Here is an 18612-nt window from a genome sequence, read left to right as displayed (position 1 = left end):
TCTTACATGGGTCAACTGTGGGAGTAGATTAAGTATAGAGTATCGAATAGGCAATAAAAAAGCCCCAAAACTATTTAGTTATGGGGCTTTAGACAGCAAGGTAAAACTAATTATGCGTGGCTAACCAGCACTAAACGTATAGCATCGAGCTGTAGTACTGCTCCGTCTAGGTAGCCGTTAAGCTCTACCATCTGCTCGCGTAGGTGTGCTAGCTCCTCATCACGAATATTCGGGTTGACCGCTTTTAATGCCTCTAAACGCTCCAGCTCACCGTTAAGTTGCGTGGTCATTTTAGCCCGCGAGCTCTCAGTCAATAAGGTCAATTCGCTAGATGCAAACTCTTCACCTTTGGCAAACAGAGGGTGCAGTACTGCTTGTGATGCATTGACCAGCTTGCTGGCAATATGGCGGTTTACGGCGCTTAGCTGCTTATTAAAACTCTCGTAATTGACGTTATCGGCCAAGTTATTGCCATTTTTATCCAGCAGGACACGCACCGGTGTAGGTGGCAGATAACGGTATAGTTGGCTCGACTTAGGCGCAGAAGCATCAGCCATGTAGATCAACTCAAGAAATATCGTGCCAGCAGGCAGAGACTTGTTTTTCAACACAGCGACGCTTGTGGTGCCGGTTTCCGATGACGTGATCAGATCTAAGCCCGTTTGCACCAGCGGGTGCTCCTGAGTGATAAGCGCGATATCATCACGAGAAAGCGCCATCTCTCTGTCGAAAGTGACGGTAATGCCATCTTCCGGTAGGCCAGGATAAGTTGGGAACATCATATGCTCGCTCGGGCGAAGCACAATGGCATTCTCGCCGCTATCTTCCTGCTCAACACCGATAATATCCCACAGACGGATCACCGAACCGATAAGGTTGGTATCTTCATCGCGCTCTGCTAAGGCATTGACTAGCTTATTAGCTCGCTCACCACCGTGAGAGTTTATCTCAAGCAACTTATCGCGACCCTGCTCCATCACAGACTTTAGCTCTGCATAGCGGGTTTGGGTGTCACTTAAAACCTGCTCTAGTACCTCTTTATCTTGGCTTATTAAGACATTGAGCAGTGACTCTGAAAACTCATTAAACAGGATATGACCACTTGGACAGGTCTGCTCAAAGGCATTCAATCCTTTGTGATACCACTGCATGAGAGACTCTTGCGCTGTATCTTCAAGGTATGGCACATGGATCGAGACATCATTGTTCTGACCGATACGATCTAAGCGGCCGATACGCTGCTCAAGTAGATCTGGGTTTAACGGTAGATCGAACAAGATCAACTGGCTAGCAAACTGGAAGTTACGTCCTTCTGAGCCGATCTCTGAACAGATAAGGGCTTGAGCTCCACCTGTTTCTTGAGCAAAGTAAGCGCCGGCCTTATCACGTTCGATAATCGACATCCCTTCATGGAACACTGTCGCCTGTATACCTTCACGGGTACGTAGTGCCTCTTCCAAGCTTAGGGCTGTTTCCGCCTGACTGGCGATAATAAGCACCTTCTCTCTGCGGTTCTCTTTTAGGAAATCGATAAGCCAGTCAACGCGAGGATCAAACTTCCACCAACTTGCACTTGAGCTCTCAAATTCTTGGTATATTTTCTCAGGGCTTAGTGCTTGTTTAACTTTCCCTGCCGTATCTAGATGGCCATTCATCATGGCGCCCACACGTGCAGCGGTGACATATTGTGCCGGCATCTTCTGTGGATATTGATTGAAGATACGCGTTGGGAAGCCTTTTACTGAGGCGCGACTGTTACGATAGAGCACGCGCCCAGTTCCGTGTCTGTCTAACAAGTCTTGCAGTAGTGCATCACGGGCAGCTTGCTGCTGGTCAACATCTGCGTCAGTCGCTTGAATAATGTCGGTTGCCGCTGTGATATCTTTTTCAGCTAGTTGCGTCTTGAGATTATCAATTATCTCCTGTGAAAGCGGCTCATTGCCTGCTAGTGCATCTGCGGTGCTGGCGATATCTGCGTAGTTGGTTTCCTCTTTGAGGAAAGCTTCATAATCGTAGAAGCGATCAGGATCGAGCAGGCGTAGGCGAGCAAAATGACTCTGGTGACCGAGTTGATCCGGCGTTGCTGTCAGTAGCAGTACGCCAGGGATCTCTTCACTGAGCGCTTCGACTATACGGTAGGCGCGACTTGGTGCATCTTCCGTCCACTCTAAATGATGGGCTTCGTCGACAACCATAAGATCCCAGTCAGCAGCGAGTGCTTGATCTAAGCGTCGTTTCTTTCGCAGCAGCTCTAATGAGCAGATTACCAGCTGCTCAGTGTAGAAAGGGTTGTCGCTATCGGCGTAAGCTTCGACACATCTGTCTTCATCAAAAACAGAAAACTTAAGGTTGAAGCGGCGAAGCATCTCAACCAACCACTGATGGCGAAGTGTGTCAGGTACTATTACTAAGATACGCTCGGCGCGACCGGTCAGTAGCTGCTGATGGATGATCAGGCCCGCTTCGATTGTCTTACCTAAACCCACCTCATCGGCGAGTAATACTCTTGGCGCAAAGCGGCGACCCACCTCATGGGCGATCCACTGCTGGTGAGGGATCAGGCCGACTCTAGGGCCTTGTAGGCCTAGCATGTCTGAGGTGGCTAGTTTGTGTCTTAGTTGCTGGCACTGGTAACGAATACCAAATCGCTCGAGGCGATCGATCTGGCCAGCAAACAATCTGTCTTGTGGCTTATTGAAACGAATATTGTGGTTTAACAGGGTCTCTCTTAAGCTGACCTGCTCACCAGTTTCATCATGAATGCCATGATAGATAATTAGATTATCTTTCTCTTCAACTTCACTAACGGTCAAACTCCAGCCTTCATGGCTTTCAGCTTTATCGCCCGGATTAAAAATAACACGTGTTAACGGCGCATCGGCTCGAGAGAACATACGGTTCTCATCTGTTGCTGGAAACATCACGGTGACCATACGGCCTTCCACAGCCACGACAGTACCTAAACCGAGTTCAGATTCTGTGTCACTTATCCAGCGTTGACCTAAGGAAAAGGGCATTACTTATATTCTCATCTACAGGGTAAATCACGAAGGGCGCGTATGTTATAACATTAAGCGCATTTATGTCGATCGCTAATCTCGGAGATTAGAGCCGCTAGCGACCCAATAGTTGATGGTTAATTATACAGGTGAGATATCAGGAAGCAATTTGTCATTGAATCGTCATATCAGTTCGTAAAGTTTAGAAGAAGAAAGTCACAACTAAGTTATTGAAGCTATACTGTAATAGTGTCAGTATGGATTTAAGTGATATGCATTTTTATCATTTATTTAATTTTTAACGAGATTAAATTGTTTCACTGCTTGTTGAGTGTTGTTTAGTTGCTCTCTCAGGTGATGAAATAAAATCTTAAACTCACACTTTTAAAGGGGAGCATCGACCAAGATTTCAACGAAAGTTTAATGGAAATTATGGAGGCGCCATGGAACAAGACGACAGAAAGTTGTTTGTACTGGATACCAATGTATTACTACATGAACCTTTAGCCATTTATTCATTTAAAGAACACGATGTAGTTGTCCCGATGACCGTTCTGGAAGAACTGGATCAGATAAAGGACAGAAAACGAGATGTAAGCCGGGATGCTCGAGTGGCTATCAGAGCATTAGAGGATATTCTCGGAGGAACCACCACCCCGGAGGAGATAGTTCAGGGCGTTAAGCTCCCAAGACGTGAAGATCACGGTGACGCATCTGGCTCACTAGCGATCTTTCCTGATCATCAACTTGAGATGACACAAGCGTCCCTTCCAGGGGACAATAACGATAATCGCATCATCAATACTGCGCTACACCTGCAAAAAATTCACGAACCCCGTACCGTTGTCTTAGTCACTAAAGATATTAATATGCGCCTGAAAGCCAAAGGTGCAGGCATATTATTGGTTGAAGATTATCGCACGGATCAGCTAATTGACGATATACGCTTCTTAACTAAAGGCTTCCATCAATTCGATGGTGATTTTTGGGAGAGAAAGGAGCATGTCACTACAGAGACCCAAGGACGACACACGGTACATACAGTGCCTGTTGCCGAGGTCGGTGATGAAAATTTCTATATTAACCAGTACCTGATGGATAAAGACTCCAACTTTTGTGGTCGGGTAATTGAAAAAAATGATACCGATCTTCACCTGTTGGACCTGGGCAAAGACAGGTTACTTAATCTCGATGCTTGGGGGATCCGTCCAAAGAATATCTATCAGGGAATGGCGATGCAGGCCTTGCTGGATCCTGATATCGATCTGGTGATTCTAACCGGCCCCGCAGGTTGTGGTAAAACGTTACTAGCAATAGCGGCAGCCCTTGAAATGGTGGTAGAGCGCGGCCTTTATGACAAGGTAATAGTGACACGTAATACGCCAGAGATTGCTGAGTCCATCGGTTTCTTACCAGGTACAGAAGAGGAGAAAATGGCACCTTGGCTTGCGGCCATCACAGATACTTTAGAGGTGCTGCATAAGAATGATGTAAACCCAAGTGGTAGCATGAACTACATCATGGACAAGGCTAATATTCAGTTTAAATCGATTAACTTTATGCGCGGACGCTCAATTCAGAACTCTGTGGTTATTCTTGATGAGTGTCAAAACCTAACTGCCTCTCAGATCAAGACCATGATCACTCGTATGGGAGAGGGGACTAAGCTTATCTGTAGTGGTAACTTAGCTCAGATAGATACTAACTATCTTACCGCAGTCACATCGGGCTTAACCTACATTGTTGAGCGTTTTAAAAACTTCGAAGGTAGCGCCAATATCTACCTTAATGGCGTGGTTCGTTCTCGTCTTGCTGAGTTTGCCGAGGAGAACTTGTAACTCTCATTGTCAAACTTAACTTACTGGGTCTCTGGCTATTTAAATTAGCGGAGGCCTTTTTAATTCAAAGCAATAGATTATTTAATGATTGGTATTACAGGTGTATTGTTTTTGGTTGGTTTGTAATGAACAGGTAAAAGAGTGAGAGGTGGTTAAACATTCTGTACTTCCCCTGTTTACCCCTTGCTGTTTTATCACAGATAGTGTGTTCCAATCAGCTATCTTCCTGATACTATACCTGTATTGAATTTTATAACTCAGGCAGGGATATGCCTGAGTCAGTTCGTGTTACTCAAGGGCCAAGCATGAAACCGACTGAGCCGGATCTTCAACTGAAGTCACCGATACAGAAAAACTATAACCGCGCTGTTTTCTATACCTATATTGGTGTGATCATCATGGCCTTGATCACGGCCTGGTTTTTCTTCGAGCGTCAAAAAACTCAGTTAATGGATTTAAGAGAGCAACAGGTAGAACGCCACGTTCTCCAAGTTGATCTGCTGCTTGAGTCCAGTATCCGGGCGGTCAAGAGTCTTCGTAATGTTGCTATCGATCACTTGAGACTCGGTGAGCTGGTGCGTACAGATAGACTGCCTCAATATGAAAAGTTTAATGAGAGTGGTCAATATTTTACCTTAGAGCCGAGTTATGCCCAGAGCGGTGAACCCTTTACTAACATGGGACGTATTACAGGATCTGGCTCGCTCAACGGCCGTAGCGATAAGTTCTATCAAGAGCTGGAGATGTTGTTTGAATTGTCTCTCTCTTTTCCGGTTGCAACTGAAGCTGCCCCAAAAGCCTCTTCCATCTACTACATCTCAAAACGTAGGATTATGTCCTACTTTCCTTGGCCTGCCGATGAACAGAGATTTAGAGAGGAGCTGCTTAATAAAAACCAGTTTCAGCTAGCCACGCCAGCGATGAACCCCCAGCGCACTGTATTTTGGAGTCCAGCCTATGTGGATCCCAATAAAAAAGAGTTGCTGACTACCTTAGGTGTTCCTATCTACTTGCAGGATGAGTTTATCGGCTCTATCAATCTAGATATGACACTGTCGTCACTTGCGAGGCAGATCCGTCTCTACTTTAAGATGCCGGGCACAGTGATCTTATTAGACCAGAAGAACAATATTCTCTCCCATAGTGGTGATGACAGTACCGATATGAGTCGGGTGTACCATATTAGTCAGAAAATCCCCTCTGAGCTTCACTCTATTCCAGAGTCTGAACTGTTCGATGCCCACGAAGGCTTGATACGTAACGGCTATTATATTCACTCGGTTGCTCTGCAAAATGCTCCGTGGCGGCTGCTCTACCTACAAGAGGAGACCGAGCTATTTAAAGATTCTTGGGAGAAACTAGAGCTGACCTTTATCTTGGTGGTACTGGCGCTCTCTGTGCTGGTGACCATAGTGCATTGGCAGACCCGCCGCTCTTTCGTTAATCCTGCTTCTCAGCTACTGACTCATCTTGAGGGGTGCTCGCAAGAGCCAAGAAAACCACCGGAGAGAATGACAATAGGCTGGGAGCCATGGTTCCAGCTGGTGAGTCGTATTTTTGAAGAGAACCAGCAATATACAAGGCACTTGGCCGAACAAAATCGTCGTCTGGATAAACTGGTTGCCCGCCGAACCGAGCGACTTAAAGAGACCACTGAGCGTCGTGAGCGTGAATACGCACTGCTTCGTTCACTGCTCGACTCTATTCCTGAGGCGATTGTATTTAAAGATAAAGAGGGCAAATACCTAGGTTGTAATAAGTCCGCTGAACGTATGCTTGGTTATACCGAGAGTGAGATGATTGGCCAAGAGAGCATCAAACTCACCTCTGAGGAGCAATCGGTACGGATAAAAGCGGAAGACGGGCGGGTTCTGTCTGAGCGAACGCCTCTGCGTTATCAGGAGAAAGTAGAGCTGGCGGGTAAGCCAGTACTCTTAGATACTCTTAAGCTGCCTTTTTATAACCGACGCGGTGAGCTGTTGGGTCTGATTGCCGTATGGCGTGACGTGACCCGTGAATATGAGTCTGCGGAGCAGTTAAGGCTATCTGAGGAGCGTTACCATCTGGCCATGGATGCGGTAGAAGATGGTCTGTGGGATTGGTATCTCGACTCTGAGCAGATTATCTGTAATCCAGCTTACTACTCAATGTTAGGCTACAAAACTAATGAGTTTCCGGCTCTGGTCTCAACCATAGATGCATTGATTCATCCCGACGATCGCATTCGTGTCGAAGAGTATCGTGATGAATATTTGTCCGATCCTATTGGTGCTTTCGATATCGAATTTAGGATGAAGGGCAAGAGTGGCGAATACCACTGGCTACTCTCCCGTGGTCGTGTGGTTGAGTTCACCACAGATAATCAGCCTAAGCGTATGGTGGGAACCCATAAGGATATTACTCGTCATAAGAGTAACGAAGTGGTGATGTTAGAGGCTAAGCAGGATGCAGAATCAGCCAACCTGTATAAGAGTGAGTTCTTGGCAAATATGAGCCATGAGATCCGTACGCCGATGAACGCCATTATCGGTATGCTTCAGCTAGCACAGCGTACGTCGCTGACTCCTCAGCAGGAGGATTATCTTGATAAAGCAGGCTTCTCAGCTCAATCACTGCTGCGGATTATCAACGATATTCTCGATTTCTCTAAGATTGAAGCGGGTAAATTGGAGTTGGAGCGGGTCTCATTTCCACTTGATAAGGTGCTAGATCATGCCTTAGACCTCAATGCCTTAAAAGCACAGGAGAAGGGGGTTGAGTTACTGCTTTATGCACCTGTTACCGCAGGTCTAATTCTAGAAGGCGATCCTCTGCGTCTGGGGCAGGTTTTGATCAACATGCTCTCAAACGCAGTTAAGTTTACCCAAAGTGGTGAGATTGAGCTGGGTTGTGAAGATGTGGGTGAGCGAGATCATCGTATTACGCTTAAGTTTTGGGTGCGTGATACCGGAATTGGCATCAGTAAAGAGCAGCAGGAGAGCCTGTTTGATGCTTTCGCTCAAGCCGATGGTTCGACAACCCGTAAGTATGGCGGTACAGGTCTAGGGCTTTCAATCAGTAAACATTTAGTCTCTATGATGGGCGGCACTATGCAGGTGCAGAGTGAGATGGGAGTGGGCAGTACCTTTAGCTTCACCATTAGCTTCGAGATCGCCGAAGAGGCTGAAGTTAAGCCTATGATAGTGCCAGCAAAGCTAGCTAACCTTAAAGCTTTAGTGGTGGATGATAATCCTACTGCGCTGCAGATCTACTCGACCATCATGCAGGATTTCAAGTTTGACGTTGATACCGCGGCGAGTGGCTCAGAAGCTATCTACAAACTGGGTAAGTCTTCGGTTGATCTATTACTGCTCGACTGGATGATGCCGGAGATGGATGGCATCGCTGTGATTGAAGAACTAGACCGTATGGTGGCTGACGGTCGCTTGGATAGTCGCCCTATTATCATCATGATGACAGCCTACGCGGCAGAGCCGTTAAAAGAGGATGCGGATAAATCGAATATCTACGCCATGTTGCAAAAGCCCTTCAAAGCCTCTGCACTCTTTGATGAGATTATCTCAGCCTTTGTCGATGCGCCTAAACTCAATCCAGTTAAGGAGTTGACCGAAGAGAAAGTGAATGAAGTTTCTGGTCGAATCCTCTTAGTTGAAGATAACTTTATTAACCAACAAGTGGCGACTGAACTGTTAAAAAGTGCAGGTTATGAGGTTGATGTGGCTGATAATGGTCAAATTGCTTTAGATATGATTGCAGATAATGACTATGAAGCGGTATTGATGGATATTCAGATGCCAGTGATGGACGGCTTAACAGCGACCAGAGAGCTGCGTAAACACTACAATCAGTCAGAGCTACCTGTGATAGCCATGACCGCCCACGCAATGTCAGGTGATAGAGAGAAGAGTTTAGATGCGGGAATGAATGCCCATATCACCAAGCCTATTGTGTTGAATGAGCTGTTTGATACCTTAAGTTATTGGATAAATACCAATCCTACTAAATAGGTGAGTAATTCAGAGCCATTCAGGCTTTTCAATTCAAGGCGCATTGATGAAGAAATGGTTATTCCCTTTTGAGTCAATGCAAAGCAGAAGTGGAATGCCTGAGAGGCTCACGTAGTGCAGGTTTCAAAACCCTTTATGCTACGTTATAGGTTTTTGATATAGAGCTACTATTAGCTTCAAGCCTTTGCCTTGCATACTGGTTTTTGAACTCCTGCTGAAAGATAACATTATTAGTGGGATAGGTATAACAGTCAGCTAAATGTTCACTCTAGAGCAGATCAAAAAGGGGAGTATTCTTAGGAGTATCTCCCCTTTGTTGTTTTAGGCCGACATGAAAATAATACCACTTGAGACTAAGGTGATTGCTGTTACCATGGTGGATACAAAATACAGACCTGCCTAATGCAACCCGCCATTATGTAGGTAGGAACTATCTATGAATACAGCTGAAAACGATAAAAAATAATCAAGCTGTGCGACCAATTCAAGGAGATAAAATGAAACCCTCTAACCTCGTGCTGGCTGCCGTACTTCTATCTGCGCCAGTCGTTACCGCCACTGCCGCATCAGAAAATACTGCCACACTGATTAAGAAGAGTCAGGCTGCCACAGGGTTTACCAATCTTTTCTATGCTAAAAACTCTGGGGATCTTTACCTTGAGGTTAATAAGCTCGACCAACCTTTCTTGCTGCTGACCAGCTTGCCCCATGGAGTTGGCTCAAACGATATCGGGCTAGATCGTGGGCAGTTAGGTTACACCCGTTTGGTACAGTTTGAGCGACATGGCCCTTATCTGATATTAAAACAGTTAAATACCCAGTATAGAGCGAGCAGCGACAATAGTGCTGAGCTGCGTGCAGTCAAAGAGGCGTTTGCTGAATCGGTATTATGGCGCGGTAAAATTTTAGATGGTAAGCGCTCTTTGGTGGCGATTAACGATCTGGTGATTAATGATCTCCATGGGATCTCATCGAGACTTGAGGCGACAAAGCAGGGAAGTTATCAGTTAGATCCAGAGCGCTCTTTGATTATTCCTGAGGGGGTTAAGTCATTTGAGCGTAACAGTGATGTGGATGTACTGCTCTCATTTAATAGCAAAAAAGCAGGCGACTATGTTGCTCAGGTGACGCCCGATGCAAACCATTTGTCGGTTCGCATGCGCTACTCATTTATTCAGTTACCCGATGAGGGTTACACACCGCGAGCCTACCATCCAATGAGTGGTTATCTCTCCGATGAGTATTTAGATTACGGTACTTTGGTAGATCAAGATATTCGTCAGCGTCACCTGCTACGTCATCGCTTGCAAAAAGTCGTGCCAGGATCTGCGCCGAGTGAAGTGGTTAAACCTATCACCTATTACCTTGATCCTGGTGTGCCTGAGCCTATTCGCAGCGCATTGCTCGAGGGAGCAAGCTGGTGGGAGGAGGCCTTTACCCAGGCTGGATTTATCAATGGCTTTAAGGTTGAGCTGCTACCTGAAGATGCTGACCCCCAAGATGTTCGTTATAACATGATCCAGTGGGTGCACCGTGCAACGCGTGGCTGGTCATATGGCAGTGCGGTGACCGACCCTAGAACAGGGGAGATCATCAAGGGTCATGTTACGCTGGGTAGTCAACGTGTGCGTCAAGATCATCTGATAGCTCGCGGTTTGACCGCAGGTTGGGAAGATAGAGAGGCAGCTCAGGAGGCTGCAATGTCACTCTCACTCGCTCGTATTCGCCAGTTGTCGGCCCATGAGATAGGCCATACCTTAGGTTTTGATCATAATTTTGCGGCCTCTACCAATGGTAATGCCTCTGTGATGGATTACCCGCACCCTAAAATTGGATTAGTTGACGGCAACATAGATATCTCAGCTCCCTATGATGTGGGCGTCGGTGCATGGGACAAATATATCGTTGAGTATGGTTATGGTGAATATGCCGACGTTGCACAGGAGCAGGCTGAGCTCACTGCCTTAATGAAAAAGGTGCAGCGTGATGGTTTACGTTATATCGGTGAGGCAGACTCTCGTGCTAAGGCTGCCAGTAACGCCTATGCCAGTTTATGGGATAACGGTAGTGACCCAGTTGCTGAGCTGGTTCGCTTAGGCAAAGTCAGAGCCAAGGCGATAGAGGAGTTTTCCCAATCAGCTCTTCTTAAGGGGCAGCCATCGGGTGAGCTAAGTGATAGTTTTGTTCCTATCTATCTGCTGACCCGCTACCAGATCGCCGCTGCTGCTAAATTTATCGGTGGAACAGATTACAGTTATGCTGACAGTGTCGATGGTGAATCTTGGCACTATCTAGCGCCCCAACTTCAGCTCAATGCGCTTGAGGCCTTAATGCAAACGCTATCTCCTGAGCAGTTAGTTATCTCAACATCTCTACAAGAGGCGTTAGTTCCTAAGTCGGGGAATTACCAAACCAGTCGCGAGAGTTTCGATTCTGGCCTTGGAGTGATTAATGATCCCTTAGGAATGGCTGAAGTGTTAAGTAGGCATACCCTGTCGCAACTGTTTGCACCTGAGCGTTTAAACCGTGTAAATCAGGCATATTTGAATGATAAAGAGCAGCTGTCAATTCCAGCTTTAGTGGATAAGTTACTGGGCTTCACCCTGTACAATGATATCCCGACAGGGGGAGAGCTTGGCGTCTGGATGCGGGTCAATAGCGTTATGATTGATGAGTTATTAGCGGCTTATCACAATAAGCAAACTCGTCCTGAAGTTAAGGCGCAGCTGGCTGCAAGGCTGAAAACCACTCTCAAACAGCTAAACCGTAAGGTTAAACGTGCTAGTGCCTATGAAGCTGCCCATTTTGCTTGGTTAGCCAAAGGGCTCGAAGCGGGTATGGAAGATCCTAAAGTGAAATTGATCCCTGAGCCGATAAAGATGCCGCCAGGATCACCGATTTAGCCGTTATAGCAAGCGCTATAAAGATGAAAAAAGCCTAAGAGGACTCTGAGTTTTCTTAGCTTTTTATTGGATTATTTTTGCATAAATACCACCACGATCGCATGGACTGGTTTGAGGCTGGCATTGCCATATTGGTGAGGAAGGTGACCTTTAAAGTAGGTGAGGTTTCCGGCCTCTATCTCAAATAGCTCTCCCTGAACCTCCAATGTGGCCGTGCCATCCAAACAGAGAAACAGTTCATGGCTACCCTCTGGATGTGGTACGCCCTTAGTGTTACATCCCGGCATCATGATCACGTCGCTAATCTGTAAATTTTGCGTGCTGATAGGGCTAGTGCGAGTACTGATAAATTTGCCCTCATCTTGATGGGAGACGGGCATATCCTTACGCTCAACTTTGGTTACATGCACTGATTGGCGCTGAGTAATGAGGTCGTCCACTGTTACGCCTAATGCTTGCGCAACTTTCATCACCACACTGATACTTGGGTTACTATTACTACTCTCCATATTCGCCAAAGTCGCTCTGGGGATCCCCGCCATCTCAGCTAACTCTATTTGAGTCAGTTTATGTTGAGCCCGAAGCCGTTTGATACCTTCATTGATGGGGTTCGCCATCCTACTTTCCTCTGTTAATGATTCTTACTCGTAATGACTAACCAATATATCAACACAGTTGAACTGAAAATTCCAATATTAAAACATATTGACAGTAATTTGGTTTTTTAACCTGTATTAGCCTTGTGTAAACCTAATTTGTGATGATATTTTAGCGCGGATTTTATATATCAACACTATTTGGAGTTTAAAAATGAACGTAGATCAGCACCTTAAAGTAGCACAGTGGCACATCGAACAAGCTCGTCTTCACGCAACAAGTGAGCACGCTTGTGGCTGTCCAGCTAACGATCACGATCAGAAAGCGATCGATGCTGTTGAAGCAAACCTCATTCTAGAAGAGAAGACTTGCTCACTATAAGTCGCTCCTATTTGTAGACGCATAGAGCTACAAAATGAATATAATGCCTCGTTTATTAGACGGGGTATTTTTTTAGGTTCAATTTCTTCTTTATATGGAAAATTGCCTCAAATATTCCAGTCTAAGTGCAACTAACTTCCGCCGATATTGTCAATACTTAAGTCACTTCACCCATTGCTGAGGAACTGTGTAAATAATGGCAAAGTTCTGTTTTACTCTTTTGCTATTTATCTCTTTACTGGGGCAATATCTCTTGTCTCCGGCGATGGCGATGCCAAACCTTTTGCACTCTGTGGAGCATTCGACAGAGGCGAGTTCAAGCACGAGTAAGCTTAATCAACCTAAGCTGCTTTGTGACATATCCTGCGTTGTACTCGCCGGAGGTCACTGCGTTAGTCACTGTATCTCATTAGTGGGAATTGCCACTCCGCCCTCAATTGTTCCGCTCACTTCAGGCAAAAGTGCGCAAAACAGGGCTCTGCTTTGGTCAGAACAAACCACAGATCCAACTAAGATAGATCTCCCTCCAATAGCAAACTTAGCTAAATATACAATTTAAATGGCTTATTAGTTTTTAAGCTTTCTATTAACTAGCTGTTTATATTGCTATTTCTATTATTTTTAAATGTATCATTTTGCATAAAATGTGACTCATTTGTTCACCATTGAATCTAATTACATTAAAATGGTGTTAACTATTTGTGGTCAATAAGATTGGAGTTCTCTATGAAGTTGTTAACCAGCGTGACCTTATCTGCGGTATTTGTCTTTGCTTCTACATCTGTCTTGGCAGAGAAGCCTGATTTCTCGAAAACAACCGCGGCACAAGCCAGCTATGATTTTTCTAAAAATAAGCCCGCTACTGGAAATCAGTTGATGAAATCCTCTACTCGACATGATTTTTCTAAGACGGCTGCGGCAAGCAGTGAGTATCAGTTCTCAAAAAATACGCCTGCTAAGCTCTACAAAGTTAGTCTTCCCTCGACTCAGCATGATTTTTCTAAGACATCCTCACTCAAACAGGGATGCTGAAATAGGGTTAATCGTTTAAGCTAACAAAACGGCCAAACAGATATCTGTTTGGCCGTTTTTTATTTTACTGTCTTGTCCTGAAATGTGTGTCTTGTTCTGAAATATGTTTACTCAGCTTTATCTGCAATAGCGCCTAACCGATAAGCATCGATAACGCCAATGAACCAGGAGGTGGCAAAGGCGACTAAAGCAATATTGCTGTAGAGCGCTTGCTCTGCAGCGGGTGGCTGGGTGATAAGAGGATAGATCACACTGAGATCTAAAGGCAGTTGGCCGTTGATTATCTGCTGTGAAATATCTTGAGCGCGGGCGATGGCTTGATTTAGCAGGTAGATCAGGGCTGCTAAGGTAACCACACTGAGCAAAGTTCCCGTGTTATAGCGTTTCAGGTAAAAATGCCCTCCGCCTGGACAGATGAAAGCGGAGATAAGGGCGGCTTTAGTTGCTTGGTTCATTGGGTTTCCAGTTTGAGAGCTAAGACTCTAGTCGGTAACCATATCAAGCTAACGAAGACAATGCTGTGTTTTTAATGAAAGATCCCGATCCATCTCTGGATCGGGTCTGCCGGGAAGCAGTTATTGGGTATTTTCTAGTATGGGTTTGTTGTCTGCAGGCCTCCTATTTCACAAGTTTCCTATCTCCTAAATAAGGAATACGGAACACTAAGGTGTAGGTCACTGGCAGTACGATTAAGGTTAATACTGATGCGAAGCCTAACCCGAAGATAATGGTGATCGCCATTGAACCAAAAAAGGCATCGGATAGCAGGGGAACCATGCCGAGCATTGTCGTGATAGCTGCCATTAGTACTGGGCGTACACGACTCACAGAGGAGTCAACCACTGCCCAGTAGGGATCTTTCCCGCTGCTTAATTCCAGATTTATCTGGTCAACCAAAACAATGCCGTTTTTCACTATCATGCCAGTTAAACTCAGTAGGCCCAGTAGTGCCATAAAGCTAAATGGCGCATCAAAAATCAGTAGACCAGATACCACTCCTATGACTGAGAGCGGCACGGTAAACCAGATCACTAGCGGCTGTCTGACAGAGTTAAACAGTAGAACAGTGATAATAAACATCGCCAGATACCCCATGGGGATTGAGCTAAAGACCGAAGCTTGTGCTTCGATAGTTGTCTCATACTCTCCACCCCACTCCAACTCATAGCCAGCTGGTAGAGGGATCGCTTCGATATCACTGCGGACTTTTCTAAATACTGAGTCAGCGGTCTCATCGCTGCCGTTGATCGGATCGGCCAGTACTGCAAGTACACGTTTACGATCTCGTCTCATGATGATGGGGTTTTCCCACTCAGTGGAAAACTCTGACACCACTTGAGTTGCAGGCACGAAGACGTTGTTATCGGCGCTCCAGATCTGCAGTTTCCACATGCTGTCAGCATCGAGTCGTTCACTGTCGGGAGCTCGGGCAATTATCGGCATTATATGGCTATTTTCGCGATATACGCCCACCTGTTTACCGCTAAAATTCACTAGCAATGAGTCATCGAGATCTTGTTTACTTATCCCTGTTTCACGAGCTTGTGCCAGTGCTAGTTGAGGGCGGATAAGGGTGACTTGATTACGCCAGTTATGCCTAACACCAACGGCGGTTGGCTCAGCCTTTAAGATGGCTTCAGCCTGTGAGGCCAGTGCTCTTAATACTGCTGGGTTTTCACCAAAGAAACGGGCTTCAATCTTGGCTGCTGGACTTGGGCCGTTTTCCATATACTTAAAGCGATACTCTGCCTCTGGATATTTGTGGCTAAGCTCACTTTCTAAGATCCGCATATAGCGGTTTAAGGTCACAAGATCTGTCATCTCTATCAATAGCTGACCATAGGCGTTATAGCCTTTTTCAGGGACGTAGGAGAGCACGAATCTTTGCGCGCCTTGACCTATTACGCTAGTGAGGTTGACCAAGCCAATATCTTGCTCGGCCTGTTGCTGTAAAAGATCTTTCTCAATTCGGCTGAAAAGTTGTTTTGTCGCCTTAATATCTGTGCCCTCTGGCATCCACACATCGACAAAAAACATAGGTGTGTTCGAAGCTGGAAAGAAGACATTTTTCAGGTTACCCGCTCCCGCCATAGAGCCGATAAGCGCACCAATTACAAGTAACAGGGTGATCACTCGAAAACGCATCGCTAAGTTGAGGCTGCTACGGTAGAGCTGAAATAACCAACCCTTGTATGGGTCGTTATCTTCATCTTCACTCACCTCACCATCTTTAAACATCAAGTTACAGAAGAAGGGGGTGAGGGTCATGGCGGTTATCCAGCTGATAAACAGCGAGATCAACAGCACCTGAAATAGGGAGGCACAAAACTCACCGGTGGCGTTATCTGACAGGCCGATAGGTGCAAAGGCGATAATGGCAATTATTGTCGCGCCTAGCAAAGGCCACTGAGTTTGAGTGATCACCTCTTTGGCGGTCTCTAGTCGAGTTTGACCCCGCTTGATCCCGATTAAGATCCCTTCGGTAACGACAATAGCGTTGTCGACCAGCATACCTAAAGCGATGATAAGGGCACCGAGTGAGATGATCTGTAACTCAATATTGAGTATGTTCATCACGATAAATGTGCCCAGTATGGTCAGCAGTAAGACTAACCCCATCAGTAGGCCAGATCGCACTCCCATAAAGATAAGCAGTACGCCGATCACAATGGCGATGGACTCAGCCAGATTGATCAAAAAGCCGCTGACGGTCTGATCAACCATCTTACTTTGATCATACACTGTGGTTAATTCGATACCGATAGGGCGCTCGCTGTCGAGCTGTGCAAGTCTAGCGTTGACCTCTTTACCGACTTCAACCACGTTGACTCCACTGGAAAAGGCGATGCCAATTGAAAGTGCATCTTGCCCGTTACCGTGATAAATATTATCCGGCGTTTCATCTAACGCTTTATAAATTTTGGCGATGTCGCCTAAATAAACCAATTTGGTGCTGCCAGGCTTACTGATAAGCAGGCGCTCCATCTGCTCTACCTGAGTGAACTCTCCAGTGGGATGAATTCGGATCCGGCTGTCACCGACCCTTATGCTGCCTGCATTTGAAACTACATTCTGGCTATTGATTAGGCTATAGATATAGTCTTGATCGAGTCCCATGGCGTTGAGTTTTTGCTGAGATATCTCAACCATCACCTGTTCATCTATTTTACCGGCGATAGTGACCTTCTTTATACCGTCGACGAGCACAAGCTCGCGCCTTAGAAAGTCTGCATAGTTTTGTAGTTCACGATTACTGTAACCATCACCGCTAGCGTTAAGTAAAATGCCATATACATCGCCAAAATCGTCAATAACCGAGGGAGTGAACACTCCAGGTGGTAGTGAACTGACCTTATCGTTGACCTTACGGCGCACTTCATCCCATACCTGAGGAAGCTCTGTGGCATCGTAGTTCTCTTTAATCTCAATCTCTATCTGAGATAAGCCAGCACTGTTAACTGAGGTGATATGTTTTATCGCATCGAGCTGCTGCAGGGCATCCTCAAGGGGAAGGGTTACCTCCTCCTCAACCTGTTCTGGTGAGGCTCCGGGGTAGGCGGTGACAACCAGCGCCTGTTTAATGGTGAATTCAGGAAACTCAAGTTGTCCCAAACCAAGAAATGAGATGCTACCACCGACTAGCAGTAGTAGGGCAAACATCCAGCTGACGACTTTATGTTTTATGGCGTATTCGGCAAAATTCATCGATTAGACTCCACGCTGCCAGCGAAGTGGCTTAACGAGCTGATCGGCCGAGAGGTACTGCACGCCAGCAACCACAACCTTATCACCTGCATCTACACCATTAAGGATCTCGACACCCTCTGTAGTGACCTTGCCTAGTGTGACCACAGATGGAGCAACGCTTCCTTTGTCATCTTGATAAAGCCAGACGATATTTTTACCATCTTCATCTCGCTTCATGATAGCGCTGGCTGGCAAGATAGCACCAGTCTTCAGCTCCCCTGTGGAGGAGAGATCTAGTTTAAGCTCAGCACTCATGCCTGGAAGGATCTTGACGTCCTCAGGTTGAGGCAGAGTAAACACCACTTCGTAACTTTGGGTGCCTGTGGTTACCTGAGTCGCATGCTCCTTTAAGAGAGCTGGGTAGCTTCTCTCTGGTTGATTGGCGAAGACCACCTTAGCTTGAGAGCCTTGCTTATTGTTTAACTGAGCCACTTGACTTGCCAGAGATTCAGGTACCTGGATCACCACATCAATATTACGATCTTTCTGTAGCAGAAGAATGGCTTGGTTAGCTTGTACCATCTGATAGTTATCGGTTGAAATTTTAGCGACAGTACCAGCATAGGGCGCCTTTAATTCGGTGTAACTTAGCTGATCTTGTGCATTGGCCAGTGCCGCTTTAGCCGACTTTAACTGAGCCTTAGCAAGGTCATAATCGGCTTGAGAGATTAAGGTGCGACGAAGTAGCTCACCCTTGCGTTGGTAGTCTGCTTCAGCGAGATCATACTCAGCCTCACGATTAAGCAAGGTGTTGCGTGCATCCCTGTCGTCTAAGCGAGCCAGTCGCTCTCCCTTTTTCACCGATTGCCCCTCCACTAGCGAGAAATCGACTAAGTGACCTGAGACTCGAAAAGCGAGATCTGCCTGTTTAGTCGCAGCCACTTTAGCCGGGAACTCGCGCATGGAGGCAGCATTAATATCGCTGATCTCAAGCAGCTTAACGGGTCTTATTGTCTCAGGAGTGAGTTCAACTGACTCTGTACTGCAACCTGCTAGCATGGTGGCGGTGATAAAAAGAGGGAGTAGTTTTGGCAGGAGTGTCATAGCCCAGTTCCATATTTGTGACAGAATGTAATCAAGGTTGGCAAAGATAGCAGCATCTTTTATT

General features: G+C 46.1%; 11 protein-coding genes. 6 read left to right on the top strand and 5 right to left on the bottom strand.

The genetic code is table 11. The features are described 5' to 3' along the window. Positions 1 to 110 precede the first annotated feature (110 nt). Complete coding sequence (gene rapA, locus SWOO_RS22170) at positions 111 to 3017, bottom strand: RNA polymerase-associated protein RapA (RefSeq protein WP_012326903.1); 2907 nt, start codon at positions 3015 to 3017, stop codon at positions 111 to 113. Positions 3018 to 3442: 425 nt separating this feature from the next. Here rapA and SWOO_RS22165 point away from each other — a divergent pair, with 425 nt between their 5' ends. The 3 genes from SWOO_RS22165 to SWOO_RS22155 all read left to right on the top strand — a co-directional run bounded on the left by SWOO_RS22165 (position 3443) and on the right by SWOO_RS22155 (position 11747). After that, on the top strand, positions 3443 to 4837 hold the full coding sequence (locus SWOO_RS22165) for a PhoH family protein (RefSeq protein WP_012326902.1): 1395 nt from the start codon (positions 3443 to 3445) through the stop codon (positions 4835 to 4837). Positions 4838 to 5142: 305 nt separating this feature from the next. Next, positions 5143 to 8844 carry a response regulator gene (locus tag SWOO_RS22160; RefSeq protein WP_041418357.1) on the top strand — a complete coding sequence of 1234 codons (3702 nt, stop codon included), beginning with the start codon at positions 5143 to 5145 and terminating at the stop codon, positions 8842 to 8844. A 497-nt stretch (positions 8845 to 9341) separates the two neighbouring features. Further along, a complete protein-coding gene (locus SWOO_RS22155; protein ID WP_012326900.1) occupies positions 9342 to 11747 on the top strand; it encodes a zinc-dependent metalloprotease in 2406 nt (801 codons plus the stop codon). A 71-nt stretch (positions 11748 to 11818) separates the two neighbouring features. On the opposite strand, the gene SWOO_RS22150 is transcribed toward SWOO_RS22155, so the two are convergent. Then, entirely contained in the window at positions 11819 to 12364 is a 546-nt protein-coding gene (locus SWOO_RS22150) for a helix-turn-helix domain-containing protein (RefSeq protein WP_012326899.1), read from the bottom strand. Between the two features lie 193 nt (positions 12365 to 12557). Here SWOO_RS22150 and SWOO_RS26140 point away from each other — a divergent pair, with 193 nt between their 5' ends. From SWOO_RS26140 to SWOO_RS22145, 3 genes are all read left to right on the top strand, one after another. After that, complete coding sequence (locus tag SWOO_RS26140; RefSeq protein ID WP_012140982.1) at positions 12558 to 12725, top strand: hypothetical protein; 168 nt, start codon at positions 12558 to 12560, stop codon at positions 12723 to 12725. Positions 12726 to 12921: 196 nt separating this feature from the next. Beyond that, positions 12922 to 13284 carry a hypothetical protein gene (locus SWOO_RS26135; RefSeq protein WP_012326898.1) on the top strand — a complete coding sequence of 121 codons (363 nt, stop codon included), beginning with the start codon at positions 12922 to 12924 and terminating at the stop codon, positions 13282 to 13284. A 167-nt stretch (positions 13285 to 13451) separates the two neighbouring features. Continuing rightward, the gene (locus tag SWOO_RS22145; RefSeq protein WP_012326897.1) at positions 13452 to 13757 is read left to right on the top strand and encodes a hypothetical protein; all 306 of its coding nucleotides are present in this window, start codon (positions 13452 to 13454) and stop codon (positions 13755 to 13757) included. Between the two features lie 107 nt (positions 13758 to 13864). On the opposite strand, the gene SWOO_RS22140 is transcribed toward SWOO_RS22145, so the two are convergent. From SWOO_RS22140 to SWOO_RS22130, 3 genes are all read right to left on the bottom strand, one after another. Next, on the bottom strand, positions 13865 to 14212 hold the full coding sequence (locus SWOO_RS22140; protein WP_012326896.1) for a DUF6677 family protein: 348 nt from the start codon (positions 14210 to 14212) through the stop codon (positions 13865 to 13867). Positions 14213 to 14375: 163 nt separating this feature from the next. Then, positions 14376 to 17462 (bottom strand): efflux RND transporter permease subunit, encoded by a 3087-nt coding sequence (locus tag SWOO_RS22135; RefSeq protein WP_012326895.1) that lies wholly within the window; start codon positions 17460 to 17462, stop codon positions 14376 to 14378. Between the two features lie 3 nt (positions 17463 to 17465). Next, positions 17466 to 18548, bottom strand: a complete 1083-nt coding sequence (locus tag SWOO_RS22130) for an efflux RND transporter periplasmic adaptor subunit (RefSeq protein WP_012326894.1) — start codon at positions 18546 to 18548, stop codon at positions 17466 to 17468. Positions 18549 to 18612 lie beyond the last annotated feature (64 nt).

It is taken from the genome of Shewanella woodyi ATCC 51908, from assembly GCF_000019525.1.
GTDB classification, from domain to species: domain Bacteria; phylum Pseudomonadota; class Gammaproteobacteria; order Enterobacterales; family Shewanellaceae; genus Shewanella; species Shewanella woodyi.
This window is presented reverse-complemented; position numbering and strand designations above follow the sequence as displayed.